Source organism: Nocardioides sp. Arc9.136, assembly GCF_030506255.1.
Classification (GTDB): Bacteria; Actinomycetota; Actinomycetes; order Propionibacteriales; family Nocardioidaceae; genus Nocardioides.
This window is the reverse complement of the sequence record NZ_CP113431.1, coordinates 2620295-2637585: the sequence shown is the minus strand read 5'-3', so window position 1 is coordinate 2637585 and position 17291 is coordinate 2620295. Positions and strand designations below refer to the sequence as shown.

17 protein-coding genes are annotated in these 17291 nt (G+C 74.0%); 7 read left to right on the top strand and 10 right to left on the bottom strand.

Annotated elements, in window-relative coordinates:
* Window positions 1-104: 104 nt before the first annotated feature.
* Genes OSR43_RS12825 through OSR43_RS12810 form a run of 4 tightly spaced genes read right to left on the bottom strand, consistent with a single transcriptional unit; the run spans window position 105 to window position 4098 of the window.
* Window positions 105-917, bottom strand: a complete 813-nt coding sequence (locus OSR43_RS12825; RefSeq protein WP_302266954.1) for an ABC transporter ATP-binding protein — start codon at window positions 915-917, stop codon at window positions 105-107.
* The gene (locus tag OSR43_RS12820; RefSeq protein ID WP_302266953.1) at window positions 914-1993 is read right to left on the bottom strand and encodes an iron chelate uptake ABC transporter family permease subunit; all 1080 of its coding nucleotides are present in this window, start codon (window positions 1991-1993) and stop codon (window positions 914-916) included. Before OSR43_RS12820 ends, OSR43_RS12825 begins: the two co-directional genes overlap by 4 nt.
* Window positions 1990-3042 (bottom strand): iron ABC transporter permease, encoded by a 1053-nt coding sequence (locus OSR43_RS12815; protein ID WP_302266952.1) that lies wholly within the window; start codon window positions 3040-3042, stop codon window positions 1990-1992. Before OSR43_RS12815 ends, OSR43_RS12820 begins: the two co-directional genes overlap by 4 nt.
* 21 nt (window positions 3043-3063) lie before the next feature.
* Complete coding sequence (locus tag OSR43_RS12810; protein WP_302266951.1) at window positions 3064-4098, bottom strand: iron-siderophore ABC transporter substrate-binding protein; 1035 nt, start codon at window positions 4096-4098, stop codon at window positions 3064-3066.
* A 122-nt stretch (window positions 4099-4220) separates the two neighbouring features.
* Between OSR43_RS12810 and OSR43_RS12805 the strand changes: the two genes are divergently transcribed.
* Window positions 4221-5015: a siderophore-interacting protein gene (locus OSR43_RS12805; protein WP_302266950.1), complete on the top strand. Its 795-nt coding sequence runs from the start codon at window positions 4221-4223 to the stop codon at window positions 5013-5015.
* Window positions 5016-5046: 31 nt separating this feature from the next.
* Here OSR43_RS12805 and OSR43_RS12800 read toward each other — a convergent pair whose 3' ends face one another.
* The 6 genes from OSR43_RS12800 to OSR43_RS12775 form a co-directional block, all read right to left on the bottom strand.
* Entirely contained in the window at window positions 5047-5385 is a 339-nt protein-coding gene (locus OSR43_RS12800) for a hypothetical protein (protein ID WP_302266949.1), read from the bottom strand.
* Between the two features lies 1 nt (window position 5386).
* On the bottom strand, window positions 5387-6535 hold the full coding sequence (locus OSR43_RS12795; RefSeq protein WP_302266948.1) for a glycosyltransferase family 2 protein: 1149 nt from the start codon (window positions 6533-6535) through the stop codon (window positions 5387-5389).
* Between the two features lie 126 nt (window positions 6536-6661).
* Window positions 6662-7357 (bottom strand): VC0807 family protein, encoded by a 696-nt coding sequence (locus OSR43_RS12790; RefSeq protein ID WP_302266947.1) that lies wholly within the window; start codon window positions 7355-7357, stop codon window positions 6662-6664.
* A 157-nt stretch (window positions 7358-7514) separates the two neighbouring features.
* Window positions 7515-9002: a cell wall metabolism sensor histidine kinase WalK gene (locus OSR43_RS12785; RefSeq protein WP_302266946.1), complete on the bottom strand. Its 1488-nt coding sequence runs from the start codon at window positions 9000-9002 to the stop codon at window positions 7515-7517.
* Between the two features lie 92 nt (window positions 9003-9094).
* Window positions 9095-9787 (bottom strand): response regulator, encoded by a 693-nt coding sequence (locus OSR43_RS12780; protein ID WP_302266945.1) that lies wholly within the window; start codon window positions 9785-9787, stop codon window positions 9095-9097.
* Window positions 9780-11456 (bottom strand): ATP-binding protein, encoded by a 1677-nt coding sequence (locus tag OSR43_RS12775; protein ID WP_302266944.1) that lies wholly within the window; start codon window positions 11454-11456, stop codon window positions 9780-9782. The genes OSR43_RS12780 and OSR43_RS12775 overlap by 8 nt, the downstream gene beginning before the upstream one ends.
* Window positions 11457-11558: 102 nt before the next feature.
* Between OSR43_RS12775 and OSR43_RS12770 the strand changes: the two genes are divergently transcribed.
* The 6 genes from OSR43_RS12770 to pgsA all read left to right on the top strand — a co-directional run bounded on the left by OSR43_RS12770 (window position 11559) and on the right by pgsA (window position 17213).
* Window positions 11559-12545 carry a tripartite tricarboxylate transporter substrate binding protein gene (locus tag OSR43_RS12770; RefSeq protein ID WP_302266943.1) on the top strand — a complete coding sequence of 329 codons (987 nt, stop codon included), beginning with the start codon at window positions 11559-11561 and terminating at the stop codon, window positions 12543-12545.
* The gene (locus OSR43_RS12765) at window positions 12542-13075 is read left to right on the top strand and encodes a tripartite tricarboxylate transporter TctB family protein (RefSeq protein WP_302266942.1); all 534 of its coding nucleotides are present in this window, start codon (window positions 12542-12544) and stop codon (window positions 13073-13075) included. Before OSR43_RS12770 ends, OSR43_RS12765 begins: the two co-directional genes overlap by 4 nt.
* Window positions 13075-14610 carry a tripartite tricarboxylate transporter permease gene (locus tag OSR43_RS12760; protein WP_302266941.1) on the top strand — a complete coding sequence of 512 codons (1536 nt, stop codon included), beginning with the start codon at window positions 13075-13077 and terminating at the stop codon, window positions 14608-14610. The genes OSR43_RS12765 and OSR43_RS12760 overlap by 1 nt, the downstream gene beginning before the upstream one ends.
* Window positions 14607-15008: a universal stress protein gene (locus OSR43_RS12755; protein ID WP_302266940.1), complete on the top strand. Its 402-nt coding sequence runs from the start codon at window positions 14607-14609 to the stop codon at window positions 15006-15008. Before OSR43_RS12760 ends, OSR43_RS12755 begins: the two co-directional genes overlap by 4 nt.
* 64 nt (window positions 15009-15072) lie before the next feature.
* A complete protein-coding gene (gene rimO, locus OSR43_RS12750; RefSeq protein WP_302266939.1) occupies window positions 15073-16599 on the top strand; it encodes a 30S ribosomal protein S12 methylthiotransferase RimO in 1527 nt (508 codons plus the stop codon).
* A complete protein-coding gene (gene pgsA / locus OSR43_RS12745; protein ID WP_302266938.1) occupies window positions 16596-17213 on the top strand; it encodes a CDP-diacylglycerol--glycerol-3-phosphate 3-phosphatidyltransferase in 618 nt (205 codons plus the stop codon). The genes rimO and pgsA overlap by 4 nt, the downstream gene beginning before the upstream one ends.
* The last annotated feature ends 78 nt before the right edge of the window (window positions 17214-17291 follow it).

The window sequence follows — 17291 nt, the reverse complement described above, 5'->3', positions numbered from 1 at the left end:
ACCGAGGCGCCCGCAGTACCCACGTGCCGCGCGGATCATGCGCCGCCTGTCCGGGTGAGTGGAGGGCACCGGGCGGCACGTGGGCCCGGCCGGCGCGGCCGGCGTCAGGAGGCCGGCGCCGCCACGTGGTGCCGACCGATCGGGAGCATGAGCGGTCGCCCGGAGACGGGGTCGGTGATGACCGAGCAGTCCAGGCCGAAGACGGCGCGCACCGTCTCCTCGGTGAGCACGTCCGCGGGGTCGCCGGCGGCGTGGAGCCGGCCGTCGGCGAGGGCGACGAGGTGGTCGGCGTACCGCGCGGCGAGGTTGAGGTCGTGCAGCACCATCACGATGGTGGTGCCGCGGCTGCGGTTGAGGTCGGTGAGCAGGTCGAGGACCTCGACCTGGTGGCTGACGTCGAGGTACGTCGTGGGCTCGTCGAGCAGGAGCACGTCGGTCTGCTGGGCCAGCGCCATGGCGATCCAGACCCGCTGTCGCTGGCCGCCGGAGAGCTCGTCGACCGGCCGGTCGGCGAGGGCGACGGTGTCGGTCGCCTCGAGCGCGGCCGCGACGGCGGCGTCGTCCTCGCTGCTCCACCGGGACAGCAGCCCCTGGTGCGGGTTGCGACCCCGGCCGACGAGGTCGCTGACGGTGATGCCCTCGGGGGCGGTCGGCGCCTGGGGGAGCAGACCCAGCGTGCGGGCCAGCTCCTTCGCGGGCAGCTTGTGCACCTGCTCGCCGTCGAGCAGCACCCGGCCGGCCCGCGGGCGCAGCAGGCGCGACATCGACCGCAGGAGCGTCGACTTCCCGCAGGCGTTCGCCCCGACGATCGCGGTGACCCGGCCCGGCGGCAGCACCAGGTCGAGGGAGTCGATGACGGTGCGCTCGCCGTACCCCAGCTCGAGGTCGTGGACGGTGAGCGTGTGGTCGGCGGTCACAACGAGCCTCCGGCGCGGTTGGTGCGGACGATGAGGTAGACGAGGTACGGCGCGCCGAGCACGCCGGTCACGACGCCCACGGGGTAGCGGTGGTCGAAGGCGAACTGGCCGCACAGGTCGGCCACGAGCACCAGAAGCGCGCCGACCAGCGCGGAGGGCACGAGCAGCGAGGCGCCCGGCCCGACGATCCGCGCCGCGATCGGGCCGGCGAGGAACGCGACGAAGGCGATCGGGCCGGTGGCGGCGGTGGCGAAGGCGATCAGGCCGACGGCGGCGACGATGACGACGATCCGGGTCCGCTCGACCCGGACGCCGAGGGCGGACGCGGCGTCGTCGCCGAGCTGGAGCATGTCGAGGTCGCCCGACTTCACCACCAGCAGCGGTCCCAGGACCAGGAGCGCGAGGACGGTCGGGACGACGTCGTCCCAACCGGCGTTGTTGAGGCTGCCGGTCAGCCAGCGCGCCGCCTCCTGGAAGTCCCAGGCCGCCGCGCGGCTCAGCACGTAGGCGATGACGCTCTCGAGCATGGCGGCGATGCCGATGCCGATGAGGATCAGGCGGGTCCCCGCGACGCCGTCGCGGAAGGAGAGCACGTAGATGAGCAGCGCGACGCCGAGGCCGACGCTGATCGCGAGCAGCGACACCGCCGCCCCCGAGAGCCCGAAGGTGACGATCCCGACCGCCGCGGCCGCGCTCGACCCGGTGCTGATGCCGATGATGTCGGGGCTGGCCAGCGGGTTGCGCAGCATGGTCTGGAAGGTGACGCCCGCGATGCCGAAGCAGAGCCCCACCACCAGGGCGAGGACCGCCCGCGGGAGCCGCAGCCGACCGACGGTGAACGAGGCGCCCGGGACGTCCTGCCCGGCGATGACGGAGAGGACGTCGCCCGGCGGGTAGAAGGTGCGGCCCACCATGAGGCTGGTGGCGAAGGTCGCGAGCACCAGGACCGTGAGCACGACCACGACGCTGCGGCGCCTGGCCGCACGGCGCGCCCGGCCCCGGGCGACGCGCTCGACGGTGGAGGGGGCCGGGTCCGCGGTGAGGTCCGCGGCGGCCGGGGCGGTCGGGGCGGTCACAGCTCACGCACCTTGTGGCGGCGGACGACGTGGATGAAGAACGGTGCGCCGACGAGGGCGGTGATGATGCCGACGTCGACCTCGCTCGGGCGCGCGACGATCCGCCCGAGCACGTCGGCGGTGGTGAGCAGGGCGGCGCCACCGACCGCGGTGAACGGCAGCAGCCAGCGGTGGTCCACGCCGATGAGCATCCGGCACAGGTGCGGGACGACGAGGCCGACGAACCCGATCGGGCCGGCGACCGCCGTCGCCGCCCCGCAGAGCAGCACCGCGCCGGCCGCCGCCGCGCCGCGGGTGAGGGCCACCCGCTCGCCGAGGCCGGCGGCCACGTCGTCGCCGAGGGCCAGGGAGTCGAGCCCGCGGGCCGAGGCGAGGCAGACCAGCAGCCCGACGGCGAGGAACGGCAGCACGAGCGTGATGGCGTCGAACGACGCCCCGCCGACCCCACCGATCTGCCACGACAGCGCGCCCTCGGAGATGTCGTTGCGGGGCAGCACCACCGCGGTGATGAACGAGACCAGCGCGGCGGACGTGGCCGTGCCGGCCAGGGCGAGCTTGAGCGGCGTCGCGCCGCCCCGCCCGAGGGAGCCCACGGCGTACACGAAGACGGCCGCGACGGCGGCGCCGCCGATGGCGACCCAGATGTACGACGACGGCGCGGTGAGCCCGAACCAGGCGATGCCGGTCACGACCGCCAGCGAGGCGCCCATGTTGACCCCGAGGATCCCGGGATCGGCCAACGGGTTGCGGGTCACGCCCTGCATCACCGCGCCGGCGAGGCCGAGGGCGGCACCCACGAGGACGGCGAGCAGGGTGCGCGGGATCCGCTTGGTGACCGCGGCCTCGTCGAGCGTCTCGCTGGAGCCCCCGAGCGCCGCGACGATGTCGTCGAGGCCGACGTCGCGGGAGCCGACCGCGACCGAGAGGGCCGCCAGGGCGACCAGCAGCAGCAGGCTCGCGAGCAGCCAGGCAGCGCGCAGCCGCCTCGGGCGCCGCGTGGCGGCGCCCGAGGGGGTGCCCGAGGTCGGGCCGGCCTGGGTGGTGGTCACCGGAGGATGATGCCGTCGGTCCTAGGACTCGGCGCCGGCGGCCTCGGCCAGCATGGCGACGTAGTCCTCGAGGACGTAGGAGATCGACAGCGGCGTCGGGTTGGCGGCGGTGCCGAGGGGGTTGTTCGGCAGCAGCACGATCGCGTCGTTCGCGACGGCCGGCATCTTGGACAGCAGCGGGTCGCCCTTGAGCGCCTTGACCAGCTCCTCGTCGCCGTAGGTCACGATCACCTCGACGTCGTCGAGCTTGTCGACCTGCTCGGCGCTCAGCGTGCCGGAGAACTGGTCGGTCTCGGACGAGGCGTCCGCGATGCTCGCCGGGGTGGAGAGACCGAGGTCCTCGAAGAACTTCGCCCGGGTGTCGTGGGTCGTGTAGTAGCTGACCTCGCTGAGGTCCGTGGTGTCCACGTGGGTCAGGAACATCGCCGAGGTGCCCTCGAGACCGGGGTGCTCGGCGACGGTGTCGGTGATCTCCGACTCGAGCTCGGCGACCAGCTCCTCGCCCTCGGTGGCCATGCCCATGGCCTCGCTGCTCTGCAGGATCATGTCGCGCCACTCCGTCGACCAGGCGGCCTCGGGGTACGCGACGACCGGCGCGATCTCGCTGAGGGTGTCGTAGTCCTCCTGGGTGAGGCCGGAGTACGACGCCAGGATCAGGTCCGGCTCGGTGTCCGCGACGGCCTCGAAGTCGATGCCGTCGGTCTCGTCGAAGAGGACCGGGGTCTCGGCGTCGAGCTCCTCGAGCTCGTCGCTGACCCAGGGGAGCAGGCCGTCGCCGTCGTCGTCGCCGAAGTTGGCGGCGGCCATGCCGACCGGGACGACGCCGAGGGCCAGCGGCACCTCGTGGTTGGCCCAGTTGACGGTCGCGACGCGCTCGGGCTTCTCCTCGATCGTGGTGGTGCCGAGCGCGTGCTCGATCGTGATCGGGAACTGCGTCGACGAGCCGTCGCTGGACGGGGAGTCGGAGGCGGTGGACTCGTCGTCGGACGAGCCGCAGCCGCTGAGGACGAGGGCGGCTGCTCCGAGGGAGGCGGCCAGGAGGCGCAGGGAACGCACGGGTGGTCCTTTCGGCACGAGGGGCGCCGGCGGCGCCCGCACAGGTCGCTGGACGGGGTGCCCGGCCGGCTGACTGCAGGTGAGGCTAACCTAACTACGACGACGAGGTGGAGGAGGGTCCCGTGCACGGACGGGTGGAGACGGTGACGTGGGTGACGCCCGCGATGGTGCGGGTCGTGCTCGGCGGCGAGGGACTGGCCGGGTTCGCGACGGCGGACTCGACCGACGCCTACGTGAACCTCGCGATCGCACCGGAAGGCGCGCCGTACGACGCGGTCTTCGAGCCGGCCGAGGTGCGGGCGTCGTACGACGCGCAGTGGTGGCCGGCGCGCCGGCGCTACACCGTCCGGGCCTGGGACGGCCAGCGGCTGACCATCGACTTCGTCGTCCACGGCGACACCGGGGCCGCGGGCCGCTGGGCCTCGAGCGCCGCGCCGGGGGACGTGCTCGTGCTCGAGGGCCCGGGCAGCGGCTACCGCCCCGACCCGGACGCGGACTGGCACCTGATGGTGGGCGACGAGTCCGCGCTCCCGGCCATCGCGGCGTCGCTCGAGGCCGTGCCCGCCGGCGTGCCGGTCGTCGTCCGGCTGGTGTGCGACGACGCCGAGCACGAGCTGCCGCTCACCACGCCGGGCGCGCTGGACCTGCGCTGGCTGCACCGGGCCGGCGACGGGGACCCGGCGACCCTCCTGCTGCGCTCGGTCGAGCAGCTGCAGGCGCCGGCGGGCCGGGTGCACGCCTTCGTCCACGGCGAGGCCGAGGAGATCCGCGGCATCCGGCGCCACCTGCTCGCGGAGCGGGGGCTGGCCCGGGGCGACATGTCCTGCTCGCCGTACTGGCGCCGGACGATGACCGACGAGGCGTGGCGCGCGGTGAAGGGCGACTTCGTCGCCGCCATGGAGGCCGACGTCGCCTGAGGCCGGCCGCCGACGGCCGGGTGGTCGACGGCTAGGTGGTCGTCGGCCGCCGGTCCAGCAGGGCCCAGACCCGCAGCGCCGCGGCGAGGACCGCGAGCACGGTCGCCCCGATCGCGACGGAGGCCAGCAGCGGCGCCGCGTCCGGCGCGGCCTGGCCGCCCGTGCGCAGCAGCCGGCTCGTGGCGACGGCGGTGCCCGCGAGCACCGCGACGATCACGAGCGCCATCAGCGCCTGGCGGCCGACGACCGCCCAGCGCTCGCGGCTGCTGCGGCCACGGGCGGTGAGGTAGAGCTCGCGCAGCGGCATGAGCAGCGCGAGCACGACGTAGAGCAGGCCGCCGAGACCGGTGCCGGGGAGTCCCGCGGTCATCTCAGTGTCCCTTCTCGTAGACCAGCAGGGGCTTGCGCAGGACGACCTCGGTCCACAGCGCCTCGAGCATGAAGAAGCCGTTGACGGTGCGCAGCACCAGGAACGCGGGTATCGACGCGAGCGCCTTGCCCACCTCGCCGCGCCGGCGCGCCGCGACGAGCACCGGCACCAGGATCGCCGGCACGTCGACGACGTAGGCGAGCAGCACCCACGGGCTCAGGACGACGGCCAGCACCGGCAGCAGGAACAGGTAGACCAGCGAGGCGACCAGGGCGTCGACCATCGCGACGCCCACGACCGTGCTGAGGAACGGGATCGGCAGGATGCCGCGCCAGTGCAGCGCGACGTTCTGCACGAAGCCGTGCGACCAGCGCTTGAGCTGCTTGCTCATGAAGTCCAGGTCGTGCGGCTCGATCGGGTAGCAGACGGCCTCCGGGACGAACCGGACGCGGTGACCGCGCTGGTAGAAGGTCCAGGTCAGGTCCATGTCCTCGGCGCGGGTGCGCTCCGACCAGCCGCCCGCGTCGCGGAGCACCTCGGTGCGGTACGCCGAGAAGCAGCCCGAGGAGATCAGCGGCTTGCCGTAGTAGTCCTGGGTGGGCTTGTAGAAGGTGAACGACAGCAGGTACTCGACGTACCGGCCCCGCTCCCAGGTCGACCGGACGTGCCGCGGCACGACGAACCCGCAGGCCGCGACCGTCGCCTCGTCCTCCTCCAGGGGTGCCAGGAGCAGCTCGAGCGCGTCGGGGGCCAAGGTGGTGTCGGCGTCGATCGCCATCGTGTACGCCGTCGTCACCAGCTCCAGCGCGAGGTTCTGCGCGCCGGCCTTGGACCCGGTGTTGTCCTCGGGCCGGATCACCTCGGCGCCCGCCGCCCGGGCCAGGTCGCCGGTGCCGTCGTCGGAGCAGTCGTCGATGACGATCACACGCGCCGGCGGGGTGGTCTGCCCCAGCACGCTGCGGACTGTGTCGGCCACCGACGCGGCCTCGTTGTACGCCGGGATGACGACGGTGAGGTCGTCGGCCGGGACCCGGTCGCGACGGTGCCGGCCCGGCCGCTGCTCGGGCCGGTCCCGCCGCTCCGGGCCCGACGGCCCGTGCAGGTCGAGGTCGGGGGCGCTCCCCACGTCGGGGCGGACGGAGGTCGTCACGGCGGCTCCTGAACTGTCGTCGTGGCGCACCGGGGGCGGTGCCGGGCGGCGCAGGTCGTGCCGTCCCGACCTGACCTGTCGCGGGGACGCCCGGGTGTTACACGCCGGCGGCGACCGTCTCGGCGCTCAGGACACGAGGACGGGGTGCGCGGCGGGGCCGAGGAGCCCCTCGCGGCGGGCGACGACGACCGCCGCCGCGATGGTGGCGGCCACGGCGAGGCCGTTGAGCGAGGGAGCCGTGACCGTCTTGACCAGCACGAACGTGTCGAGCGGCTGGGACTCCAGCAGCCAAAGGGTGCCGGCCGCCTTCGCCGCGCCGAGCGCACCCCACAGCAGCGTGAGCCGCCAGAACAGCCGCCGGATCCCGGGCCGGACGGACAGCTCGTCGTCCAGGGGGTAGAAGTCGCCCGCCAGGCGCGCGACGACCGGGCGGGCCGTCGCGAGCGAGAGCAGGAACAGGGCCGCGATCACCCCGTCGGTGACGATGGGCTGCAGGAAGTAGAGGTAGGTGCTGTCGAGGAGGACCGCCACCAGCGTGCGCACGGTCATCACCGCCGCGGTCAGGTAGAGCAGGCCCGAGGGACGACGTCGGGTGCACGCGCGCCAGGCGATGGCGCCGTAGGACCAGCCGAGCGCGACGGCCATGGCGACCCACACGTCGGCCAGCCGGAAGCAGGCGTAGAAGAGCACTGCGGGCACGACGCAGGCGACGAGCAGGCTCACCGAGACCCGCCGGATCACCGCGCCCAGGCGCGGGCGGCAGGTCGCCGCGGTGGCGGGGGCCGTGGGGCCAGGCGGGACGGTCGCGTCGAGGAGCGGCATGGCGGGCCCTTCCGGACCTCGCGGTCCGTGTGGGGGTTCGTCACCGTGGGGGACGACGCCGGGTCGTCGTCGCGGGTCTCCTCGGTGCTCCGAGCCTACGTGGGCCGCGGTCGCCGGCCGCATCGGCGGCCGCCGCCGCACCCGCCGAACCGGGGACTCAGCAGGGCAGCGTGACGGTGAACGTCGTGCCGCGGCCGGGCTCGCTGTCGACGTCGATCGTGCCGCCGTGGGCGGTGACGATCGAGCTGACCACCTCCAGGCCCAGGCCGGTGCCGGGGATGTGCTTGCGCAGGGCCTCGCCGCCGCGGAAGAAGCGGGTGAAGACCTGGGGCACCTCGGCCGCCGCGATGCCGAGCCCGGTGTCGGCCACCACGAGCTCGACCGCTCCGGCGGACAGCCGCGCCGTGACGGTGACCGACCCGCCCGGCTCGGTGTACTTCACGCCGTTAGACACGAGGTTGTCGACGACCTGGCGCAGGCGCGGCCCGTCGGCGCGGACGACGAGCCGGTCGGGTGTCTCGAGCCGGAGGTCGATGCCGGCGCGCTCGGCCGACGGCCGGGCGGTCTCGACCGCGTCGCGGACCAGCGGGACGAGGTCGAGCTCCGAGCGCTGCATCACCAGCCCGACCTCCCCGGCCTGGGCGACGAGCAGCAGGTCGGCCACGAGCGTGCGCAGGCGCTCGGCGTTGCGCTGCACCACCCGCAGACGGTCCAGGACGTCGGGCGGCAGGTCCTCCTCGGCGAGCATCTCCAGGTGGCCCAGCATCGCGGTCAGCGGGGTGCGCAGCTCGTGGGAGGCCGAGGAGACGAACTGGTCCTTGACCTGCAGGGCCCGCAGCAGGTCGGTGATCTCCTGGTAGGCGAGGGCCGCTCCCAGGCGCTCCCCGGACGGCGCGCGCACCTGCCGCGCGGAGGTCGTGAACGCCGCCCGGGTCAGCGGGTCGTCGCCCACCCAGTACCGGTAGTCGGTGAACTCCTCGCCCTGGGTCGCGCGGTACGACGGCATCTCCTCGCGCGTCAGCGGGGTGCGGCCGTCGAGGTGGTAGACGTGGCCGAGCTGCCCGGCCCGGCCGGCGTGCCCGCCGGGGAAGGGCAGGTTCATCGTCTCGCGGTGCCGGCGGTTCATCCGCTGGTACCGACCCTCGGCGTCGATGAGCAGCAGCCCGACCCCGACCGTCTCGAAGACCGTCTCGATGGTCTGCCGCTCGTGCTCGACCTCGGCGATCGCCGCCCGGAGCCGCTGCTCGTACTCGTGCCGCTCGGTGACGTCGACGACCTGGGACACCAGGTGCGCCGGGCGGCCCTCGGCGTCGCGGACCAGGCCCACGGAGAGCTCGGTCCACACGTGGCCGCCGTCGGCGTGCAGGTAGCGCTTGCCCAGCCGGTAGGTGTCCAGCTCCCCGGCCACGCACCGCTCGAACTGCTCGACGTCGGCTGCGAGGTCGTCGGGGTGGGTGAGGTCGGCGAACGACGCGTGCTCGAGCGCCTCGGGCTCCCGGCCCAGCATCTCGGCGAACGCGCGGTTGGCGAGGAGGATCCTGCCCTCGAGGTCGACCACCGCGAGGCCGACGGGGGAGTGCTCCAGCGTCAGGCGCCACAGGGCGGCTGCGCCGGAGCCCGGGCCCTGCTCAGGCGTCCACTGCACTGGCCCTCCCGAGTCCGGTGTCAGATGTGCTGGCTCACGGTAGGCGACGGACGCCCTCGGCGGTGCCGGATCCGCGGACCCCGCCGGTCGGCTCAGGTGGTGCGGTACCGCCGCTCGGGGCGGCCGGTGCCGCCGTACCGCAGGCGCACGGTGGCCCTGCCCTCCTCGACGAAGTGCTCGAGGTAGCGCCGACAGCTCACCCGGGAGATGCCGACGACCTCCGCGGCCTCGCTCGCCGACAGCTCGCCCGCCTCGCCCAGGGCGGCGAGGACCGCCTCGGCGGTCTCGGGGCTCAGCCCCTTCGGCAGCACCGCGCGGGCCCGCCCGAGCGGGGCGAAGACGGCGTCGATGTGCTGCTGGTCGGGCGCGTCGACCCCCTGCAGTGCCTCGTGCGCCGCGCGGAAGGCCTCCAGCCGGGCCAGCAGGTCCTCGTGCTCGAACGGCTTGACCAGGTAGTGCGCGGCGCCGGCGGCGGCCGCCGCGCGGACGGTGTCGACCTCGCGCGCCGCGGTCACGACGATGACCCCCACGTCGTCGCCGCGGCCGCGCAGCCGGCGCAGCACCTCGATCCCGCTGAGGTCGGGCAGGTGGACGTCGAGCAGCACCAGGTCGGGCCGCAGCCGCTCGACCGCCTCGAGAGCCTCGGCACCGGTCGCCGCCCGGCCGGCCACCGCGAAGCCCGGGGCGCGCTCGACGAAGCGGGCGTGGATCGAGGCCACCATGAAGTCGTCGTCCACGACGAGGACCTGCAGGACCCCCGGCGACGTGGCGGTCGGGTCAGGCATCCTCGTCCCCTCCTTCGAGGCGTCCGGGCCGGTGCCCGGGCAACCGGGCGGTGAAGACCGCGCCGGGTCCGTCCTCCCGGTCGTGCACCGACACCGAGCCGCCCCGGCGCTCGCAGACGACCTGGACCAGGGCCAGGCCCAGCCCGCGCCCGCTGGCGTCGCTCGGCTTGGTGGTGAAGCCGCGCCGGAAGACGGCGTCGACCTGGTCGGACGGTACTCCCGGTCCCGTGTCGGCCACCTGCACCACCGCCGTCCCGTCCTCCTCCTGCACCAGCCGTACGTCGACACGCGCGCGTCGTCCGGTCCGGCCGGTCGTCGCCACGGCCTCGACGGCGTTGTCCACCAGGTTGCCCAGCACCGTGCCGAGGTCGGCGGAGAGCTCGTGGTCCAGCCGCGGCAGCCGGGTGTCGTCGGTGAGCCCGAGCCAGGTCTGCCGCTCGGCCGCCGAGCTGGTCTTCGCGATCAGCAGGGCCGCGACCGCCGGGTCCTCGACCCGGGAGGTGACCGCGTCGCTGATGGCGGCCCGGCGACGCGTGAGGGTGCTGATCACCCGACCCGCCTCCTCGTGCTCGCCGAGCTGGAGGAGCCCGGAGATCGTGTGCAGCTGGTTGCTGAACTCGTGGGTCTGGGCGCGCAGCGTCTCGGTGACGCTCTGCCGCGCGCTCAGCTCGCTCTGCAGCGCGAGCAGCTCGGTGCGGTCGCGCACCGTGGTCACCGTGCCGGTGGGCCGGCCGTCGTGCTGGACCGGGTTGCGGTTGGTCACCAGGACGCGGCCGGCGACGACGAGCACGCCGTCGCGGACCACGCCGTGGCCGGTGAGCAGGTCGCGCACCGCCGGCTCGAGCTCGAGCTCGGCCACGCGCCGCCCGGTGGGGTCGTCGGGGAGGCCCAGCAGGTCCCGGGCGCTGTCGCTGACCACCGTCAGGACGCCGGACTCGCTCACCGCGACGACCCCCTCGCGCAGCGAGGTCAGCAGCGCCTCGCGCTGGTCGGCGAGTGCGGCGATCTCTCCCGGTTCCAGGCCCCGCGTGCGCCGCTTGATGAGCCGGGAGAGGAGGAACGACCCGGCGACGCCGAGCGCGAGTCCCAGGGCCAGGAAGGTCACGAGGTCGTCGAGCGTGCCGCGCAGCCGCTCGGGCCAGGGCGGGTACCGCTCGGCGACCACGACCACGCCGACCAGCTCCCCGGCGCGCGGTGCGCCGTCGCCCCCCGGGCTGAGCACCGGGACCTCGGCCGCGATCGCCCGGTGACCGGCGTCCTCGATGTCGCCGGTCCAGCTCCGGCGCTCCAGCACGTCGCCGGGGCCCAGGTCCAGCAGCTCGCCCTCGCGGGTGGGGTCGGTGCCGACCAGGACCCGGCCCCGGGCGTCGGCCAGGTGCACGGCGGTCGCGCCGACGTCACCGGCCCGCTGCTGGGCGTAGAAGGCCAGGGAGTCCCGCCCGGTCCCGGTGGCCAGGGCGTCCTGCACCGCGTCGGTGCTCGCGAGGCCCTCGGCCGCCGACCGGAGCCGCGCCCCGCGGTCGTCGCGGAAGGTCACGTCGGCCTGCCGCACCGAGACGACCCCGGTCACCAGCACCACGACGAGCAGCACGAGCAGCTGCAGCGCGAGGAACTGCCCGGCGAGGCTCAGGTGGCGCGTCCGGGGCGGGCGCCAGCGCGGTGACCACAAGTTCCACAACCTCCGTTGCTTTCCCAAGGGTGACGGCCGCCACAGCGGGCGGGATGCTCGTCTCCGCAGAGCCTCGCAGCAGAACCGGACAGGAGCGACATGGTGGGAGCAGCACGAGCACTCGCGGCGGTGGCCGCCGGGCTGGCGCTGGTGGTCTCGACGACGGCCTGCGGGGTGACCCGCGGCGACGACGACCGGGACCTGGCGATGTGGATCCCGAACAGCCCCGGCGGCGGCTACGACCAGACCGGCCGCGCCGCGGTCGGCGTGCTGGAGTCCGAGGACATCACGGGGGGCTCCTTCGAGGTCACCAACATCCTCGGCGCCGGCGGGTCGGTCGCGCTGACCCGGCTGATGGGGGAGGAGGGCAACGAGCACCTGCTGATGACCGTCGGGCTCGGCGTCGTCGGCTCGGCGTACTCCTTCGGCCTCGAGCACGGCCTCGGCGACGCCACCCCGGTCGCCCAGCTGATCGAGGACTACGAGGGCGTGCTCGTGCCCGCCGACTCCCCGTTCAAGACGATCGACGACATGGTCCGCGCCTGGAAGGCCGACCCCGGGTCGGTCGTCGTCGGCGGCGGGTCGAGCCCGGGCGGCCCCGACCACCTCTTCCCCATGCAGCTGGCCGAGACCGTGGGCATCGACCCGCGCGAGGTCACCTACGTGCCCTACGACGGCGGCGGGCCGCTGACCAGCGCCCTCCTCGGCGACAAGATCCAGGTCGGCTTCTCCGGCCTGGGCGAGTTCGAGGGCCAGATCGCCAGCGGCGAGCTGCGCGTGCTGGCCGTCTCCGGCGACGAGCGGCTCGAGGGCGAGACGGTCAAGGACGTCCCGACCCTGGAGGAGTCCGGCATCGACCTGGTCTTCACCAACTGGCGCGGCGTCTTCGCCCCGCCGGGCATCTCCGACGAGCGGCGCGACGAGCTGGTCGACCTGCTCGGCCGGATGCGGGAGACCCCGGAGTGGCAGGAGCAGCTGGACAAGAACGGCTGGATCGACCGCTTCGTCACCGGCGAGGACTTCGGCGCATTCATCGACGAGCAGGACGCGCGCGTCGCATCGACCCTGGAGGAGGTGGGCCTGCTGTGAGCACCCTGGCCCCGGACACCCACGACACCGCCCCGGGCGGTCCCGCGGCGCCCCGTCGCGACCTGGCGCAGCTCGGCCTCGCCGCCGTGCTGGCGGTCGTCGGCGCGCTGACCGTGTACGACGCCACCACCCTCGGCACCGGCTTCGCCGACCCGGTCGGCCCGCGCGTCTTCCCCTACGTCATCGGCACCGGCATGGTCGTGCTCGCGGTGCTCCTGGCCGTCGCTGCGCTCCGGGGCGACGTGCCGGAGGCCGAGGGCGGCGAGGACGTCGACCTGACCAGCGACACCGACTGGCTCACCGTCGCCAAGCTCGTGGCCGTCCTGCTCTTCACCATCGCCACCGTCGACGTGCTCGGCTGGGCGATCTCCGGGGCCGTGCTCTTCGCCGGCTCCGCCTGGTCGCTCGGCAGCCGCACGCTGCTGCGCGACGTCCTCGTGGGCGCGGTGCTGGCGGTCGCCAGCTGGTACGCCTTCTACGTCGGCCTCGGCATCCCGCTGGCCCCCGGCATCCTGGACGGCATCCTCTGATGGACTCCTTCGACCTGCTCTGGGGCGGCCTGTCCGCGGCCGTCACCCCCGAGAACCTCATGTACGCCGCGATCGGCGTCCTCCTCGGCACCTTCGTCGGCGTGCTCCCGGGCATCGGCCCGGCGATGGCCGTCGCGCTGCTGCTCCCGGTGACCTACGGCCTCGAGGCGACCTCGTCGTTCATCATGTTCGCCGGCATCTACTACGGCGGCATGTACGGCGGCTCGACCACCTCGATCCTGCTCAACACCCCCGGCGAGTCGGCCTCGGTGATGACGGCGCTGGAGGGCAACAAGATGGCCAAGCGGGGGCGGGCGGCCCAAGCCCTCGCCACCGCGGCCATCGGGTCCTTCATCGCCGGCACCATCGGCACGCTCCTGGTCGCGTTCTTCGCCCCGGCGCTGGCCTCGGTCGCCGTCGACATCGGCGCCCCGTCGTACTTCGCGATCATGGTGCTCGCGCTGGTCATGACGGCCACGGTCATCGGTGCCTCGGTGATCCGCGGCCTGGTCGCCCTCTTCGTCGGCCTCACCATCGGCCTGGTCGGCCTCGACCTCAACACCGGCCAGCCCCGGCTGTCCTTCGGGGTCGCCCAGCTCAACGACCGGCTCGACATCGTCGTGGTCGCCGTCGGCATCTTCGCCCTGGGCGAGGCGCTCTGGGTGGCCGCCCACCTGCGGCGCACGCCGCTCCAGGTGGTCCCGGTCGGCCGGCCCTGGATGGGGCGCGCCGACGTCCGGCGCTCGGTCGGGCCGTGGCTGCGCGGCACGGCGTACGGCTTCCCCTTCGGGGCCATCCCCGCCGGCGGTGCCGAGATCCCGACCTTCCTGTCCTACGTGACCGAGAAGCGGCTGGCCCGCGGCAAGGGCGGCGAGGAGTTCGGCGAGGGCGCGATCGAGGGCGTCGCCGGTCCGGAGGCGGCCAACAACGCCTCGGCCGCCGGCATGTTCGTCCCGATGCTCGCGCTCGGCATCCCGGTCACCGCGACCGCCTCGGTGATGCTCGCGGCGCTGCAGGGCTACGGCATCACGCCCGGCCCGCAGCTGATGACCGAGCAGTCCGACCTGGTGTGGACGCTGCTGGCCAGCCTGCTGATCGGCAACTTCCTGCTGCTGGTGCTCAACCTGCCGCTGGCGCCGATGTGGGCCAAGCTGCTGCGCATCCCGCGGCCCCAGCTCTACGCCGGCATCCTGTTCTTCGCCTGCCTGGGTGCCTACGCCACCAACCTGGACCCCTTCGACGTCGGCCTGCTGCTGGTCTTCGGCCTGCTGGGCCTGGCGATGCGACGCTTCGGGCTGCCGGTGCTGCCGCTGATCCTCGGCGTCATCCTCGGCCCGCTGATGGAGACCAAGCTGCGCGAGGCGCTCACGATCTCCGACGGCGACGCCAGCGCGCTGGTGAGCGAGCCGCTCGCGGTCGTCGTGTACGTCGTCATCGCGCTCGCCCTGCTCGCCCGCGTGCTGCGCCGCCGCCCGGCGGCACCGACCCACCCCGAGGAGACCGACCGCCGTGACGAGGAGCTGGTGAACCGATGAGCGCAGGACGGATCGTGGTCGGGTGGACGCCCGACGAGTTCGGAGCGGTGGCCCTGGTCCACGCGCTCGCCGAGGCGCGGCTGCGCGGACTGGGCGTGGTCACGGTCAACGTCAGCCGCGGCGACGCCCTGGTCGACGAGCACTACGCACACCCGGAGGCGCTGGACCGCCTCGAGGCCGAGCTGTCGGCGTCGGGCCTGGAGCACGAGGTGCGCCAGGCGGTCGCCCCGGACGTGGCCGCCGAGATCCTGCGGGTCGCCGAGGAGGTGGGCGCGGCGCTCGTCGTGCTCGGCCTCAAGCGCCGCACGCCGGTAGGCAAGCTACTCATGGGCAGCGTCGCCCAGCGCGTGATCCTCGACGCACGCTGCCCCGTCCTGGCGGTCAAGCCGCACGAGTGAGCGGCCCCGCCGGCCCCGCGGGTTCGTCGGGGCGGGTGGTGGGCGGTCATACTCGGGCACGACCATGACTGCAGCTGACACCCGCCCCGGACCGACGACCCCGCTCTCGGTGGCGCTGCTGACCCTCGGGTGCGCGCGCAACGAGGTCGACTCCGAGGAGCTGGCCGGCCGGCTCGAGGCCGACGGCTTCCGCCTCGTCGAGGACCCCGCCGACGCCGACACGGTCGTCGTCAACACCTGCGGCTTCGTCGAGAGCGCCAAGAAGGACTCCGTCGACACCCTGCTCGAGGCCGCGGACCTGAAGCCCTCGGCCGGCGGCAGCGGCCGCGCCCAGGCCGTCGTGGCCGTCGGCTGCATGGCCGAGCGGTACGGCAAGGAGCTCGCCGAGTCCCTCCCCGAGGCCGACGCGGTCCTCGGCTTCGACGACTACCCCGACATCGCCGCGCGGCTGCGCTCGATCGTGGCGGGGGAGACCCACCACCCGCACACGCCGCAGGACCGGCGCCGGCTGCTGCCGATCTCGCCGGCCGAGCGGTCCTCCTCGACCCTGGCCGTCCCGGGCCACGCCTCGGTCTCCGGTGCCGCCGGGGTGGTCGCGCCCGCCGGGACCTCCGAGATCGGACTCGGCGCACCGGCCACCGGCCCGCGGGCCGTCCGGCGGCGGCTCGACGGCGGCCCGACCGCCCCGCTCAAGCTCGCCTCCGGCTGCGACCGGCGCTGCTCGTTCTGCGCGATCCCGGCCTTCCGCGGCTCCTTCGTCAGCCGCCGGCCCAACGACGTCCTGCAGGAGGCCCAGTGGCTGGCCACCCAGGGCGTGCGCGAGCTGTTCCTCGTGAGCGAGAACTCCACGTCGTACGGCAAGGACCTCGGCGACCTGCGCCTGCTCGAGACGATGCTGCCCGAGCTGGCCGCGATCGACGGCGTCGACCGGGTGCGCGTCTCCTACCTGCAGCCGGCGGAGACCCGCCCCGGGCTGGTCGAGGCGATCGCGACGACGCCGGGCGTCGTGCCGTACTTCGACCTCAGCTTCCAGCACGCGAGCGCGTCGGTGCTGCGCCGGATGCGCCGCTTCGGCGACCCGGAGAGCTTCCTCGGCCTGCTCGAGCAGGTGCGCGGCCACGCCCCGGAGGCGGGCGTGCGCTGCAACGTGATCGTCGGCTTCCCCGGTGAGACCGAGGAGGACCTGCAGACGCTGTGCGACTTCCTCGTCGCGGCCCGCCTCGACGTCACCGGCGTGTTCGGCTACTCCGACGAGGACGGCACCGAGGCGGCGACGTACGACGGCAAGCTGGACGAGGACGAGGTCCGCGCCCGCGCCGAGCACGTGACCGCGCTGGTCGAGGAGCTCACCGCCCAGCGGGCGCTGGAGCGGCTCGGCGAGACCGTCGAGGTCCTCGTCGAGTCCGTCACCCACGAGGACGGCGGGACCGCCGTCGAGGGACGCGCGGCGCACCAGGGCCCGGAGGTCGACGGCTCGACCTTCCTGGTCGGCTGCGAGGCGCGGGTCGGGGAGATCGTGACCGCGGTGGTCGTCGACGCCGAGGGCGCCGACCTGTACGCCGAGCCGATCGTGCAGGAGGCGCGCGCATGACCGAGACCCAGCCCCAGGTGTCGAACCTGAACCTGCCCAACGTGCTGACCACGCTGCGGATCGTGATGGTGCCGTTCTTCGGCTGGGCCATGCTCGTCGACGGCGGCGACTCGATCCTGTGGCGCTGCGTGGCCTACGGGCTGTTCGTCGTCGCGATGATCACCGACAAGATCGACGGTGACATCGCCCGCGCCCGCAACCTCGTCACCGACTTCGGCAAGATCGCCGACCCGATCGCCGACAAGGCGATCACCGGTATGGCGTTCATCGGCCTCTCCATCACCGGTGACATCTGGTGGTGGGTCACGATCGTGGTGCTCGCCCGGGAGTGGAGCGTGACGCTCCTGCGCCTCTCCGTCGCCAAGCGCGTCGTCATCGCCGCAGCCGACCTCGGCAAGCTCAAGACCACCGTGCAGGCCATCGCGCTCGGCGCGCTGGTGCTGCCGCTGCGCGACCCCGACCTCCCCGAGGCGCTCGAGGTCCCCGGCGAGGTCGTGTTCTACCTCGCCCAGGCCCTGCTGGTCGTCGCCGTCGTGCTGACCCTCTGGTCGGGCTACGAGTTCTTCCGCGACGTCTGGAAGCAGCGCCGCACCCTCCGCACCGCCGCGCGCTGATTCGTCACCTGATCGTCACCTTCCGGGTGACGCCAGGACCTGCGGCGCCGTACTAGGGTGACGGCGGCCTCATCGGCC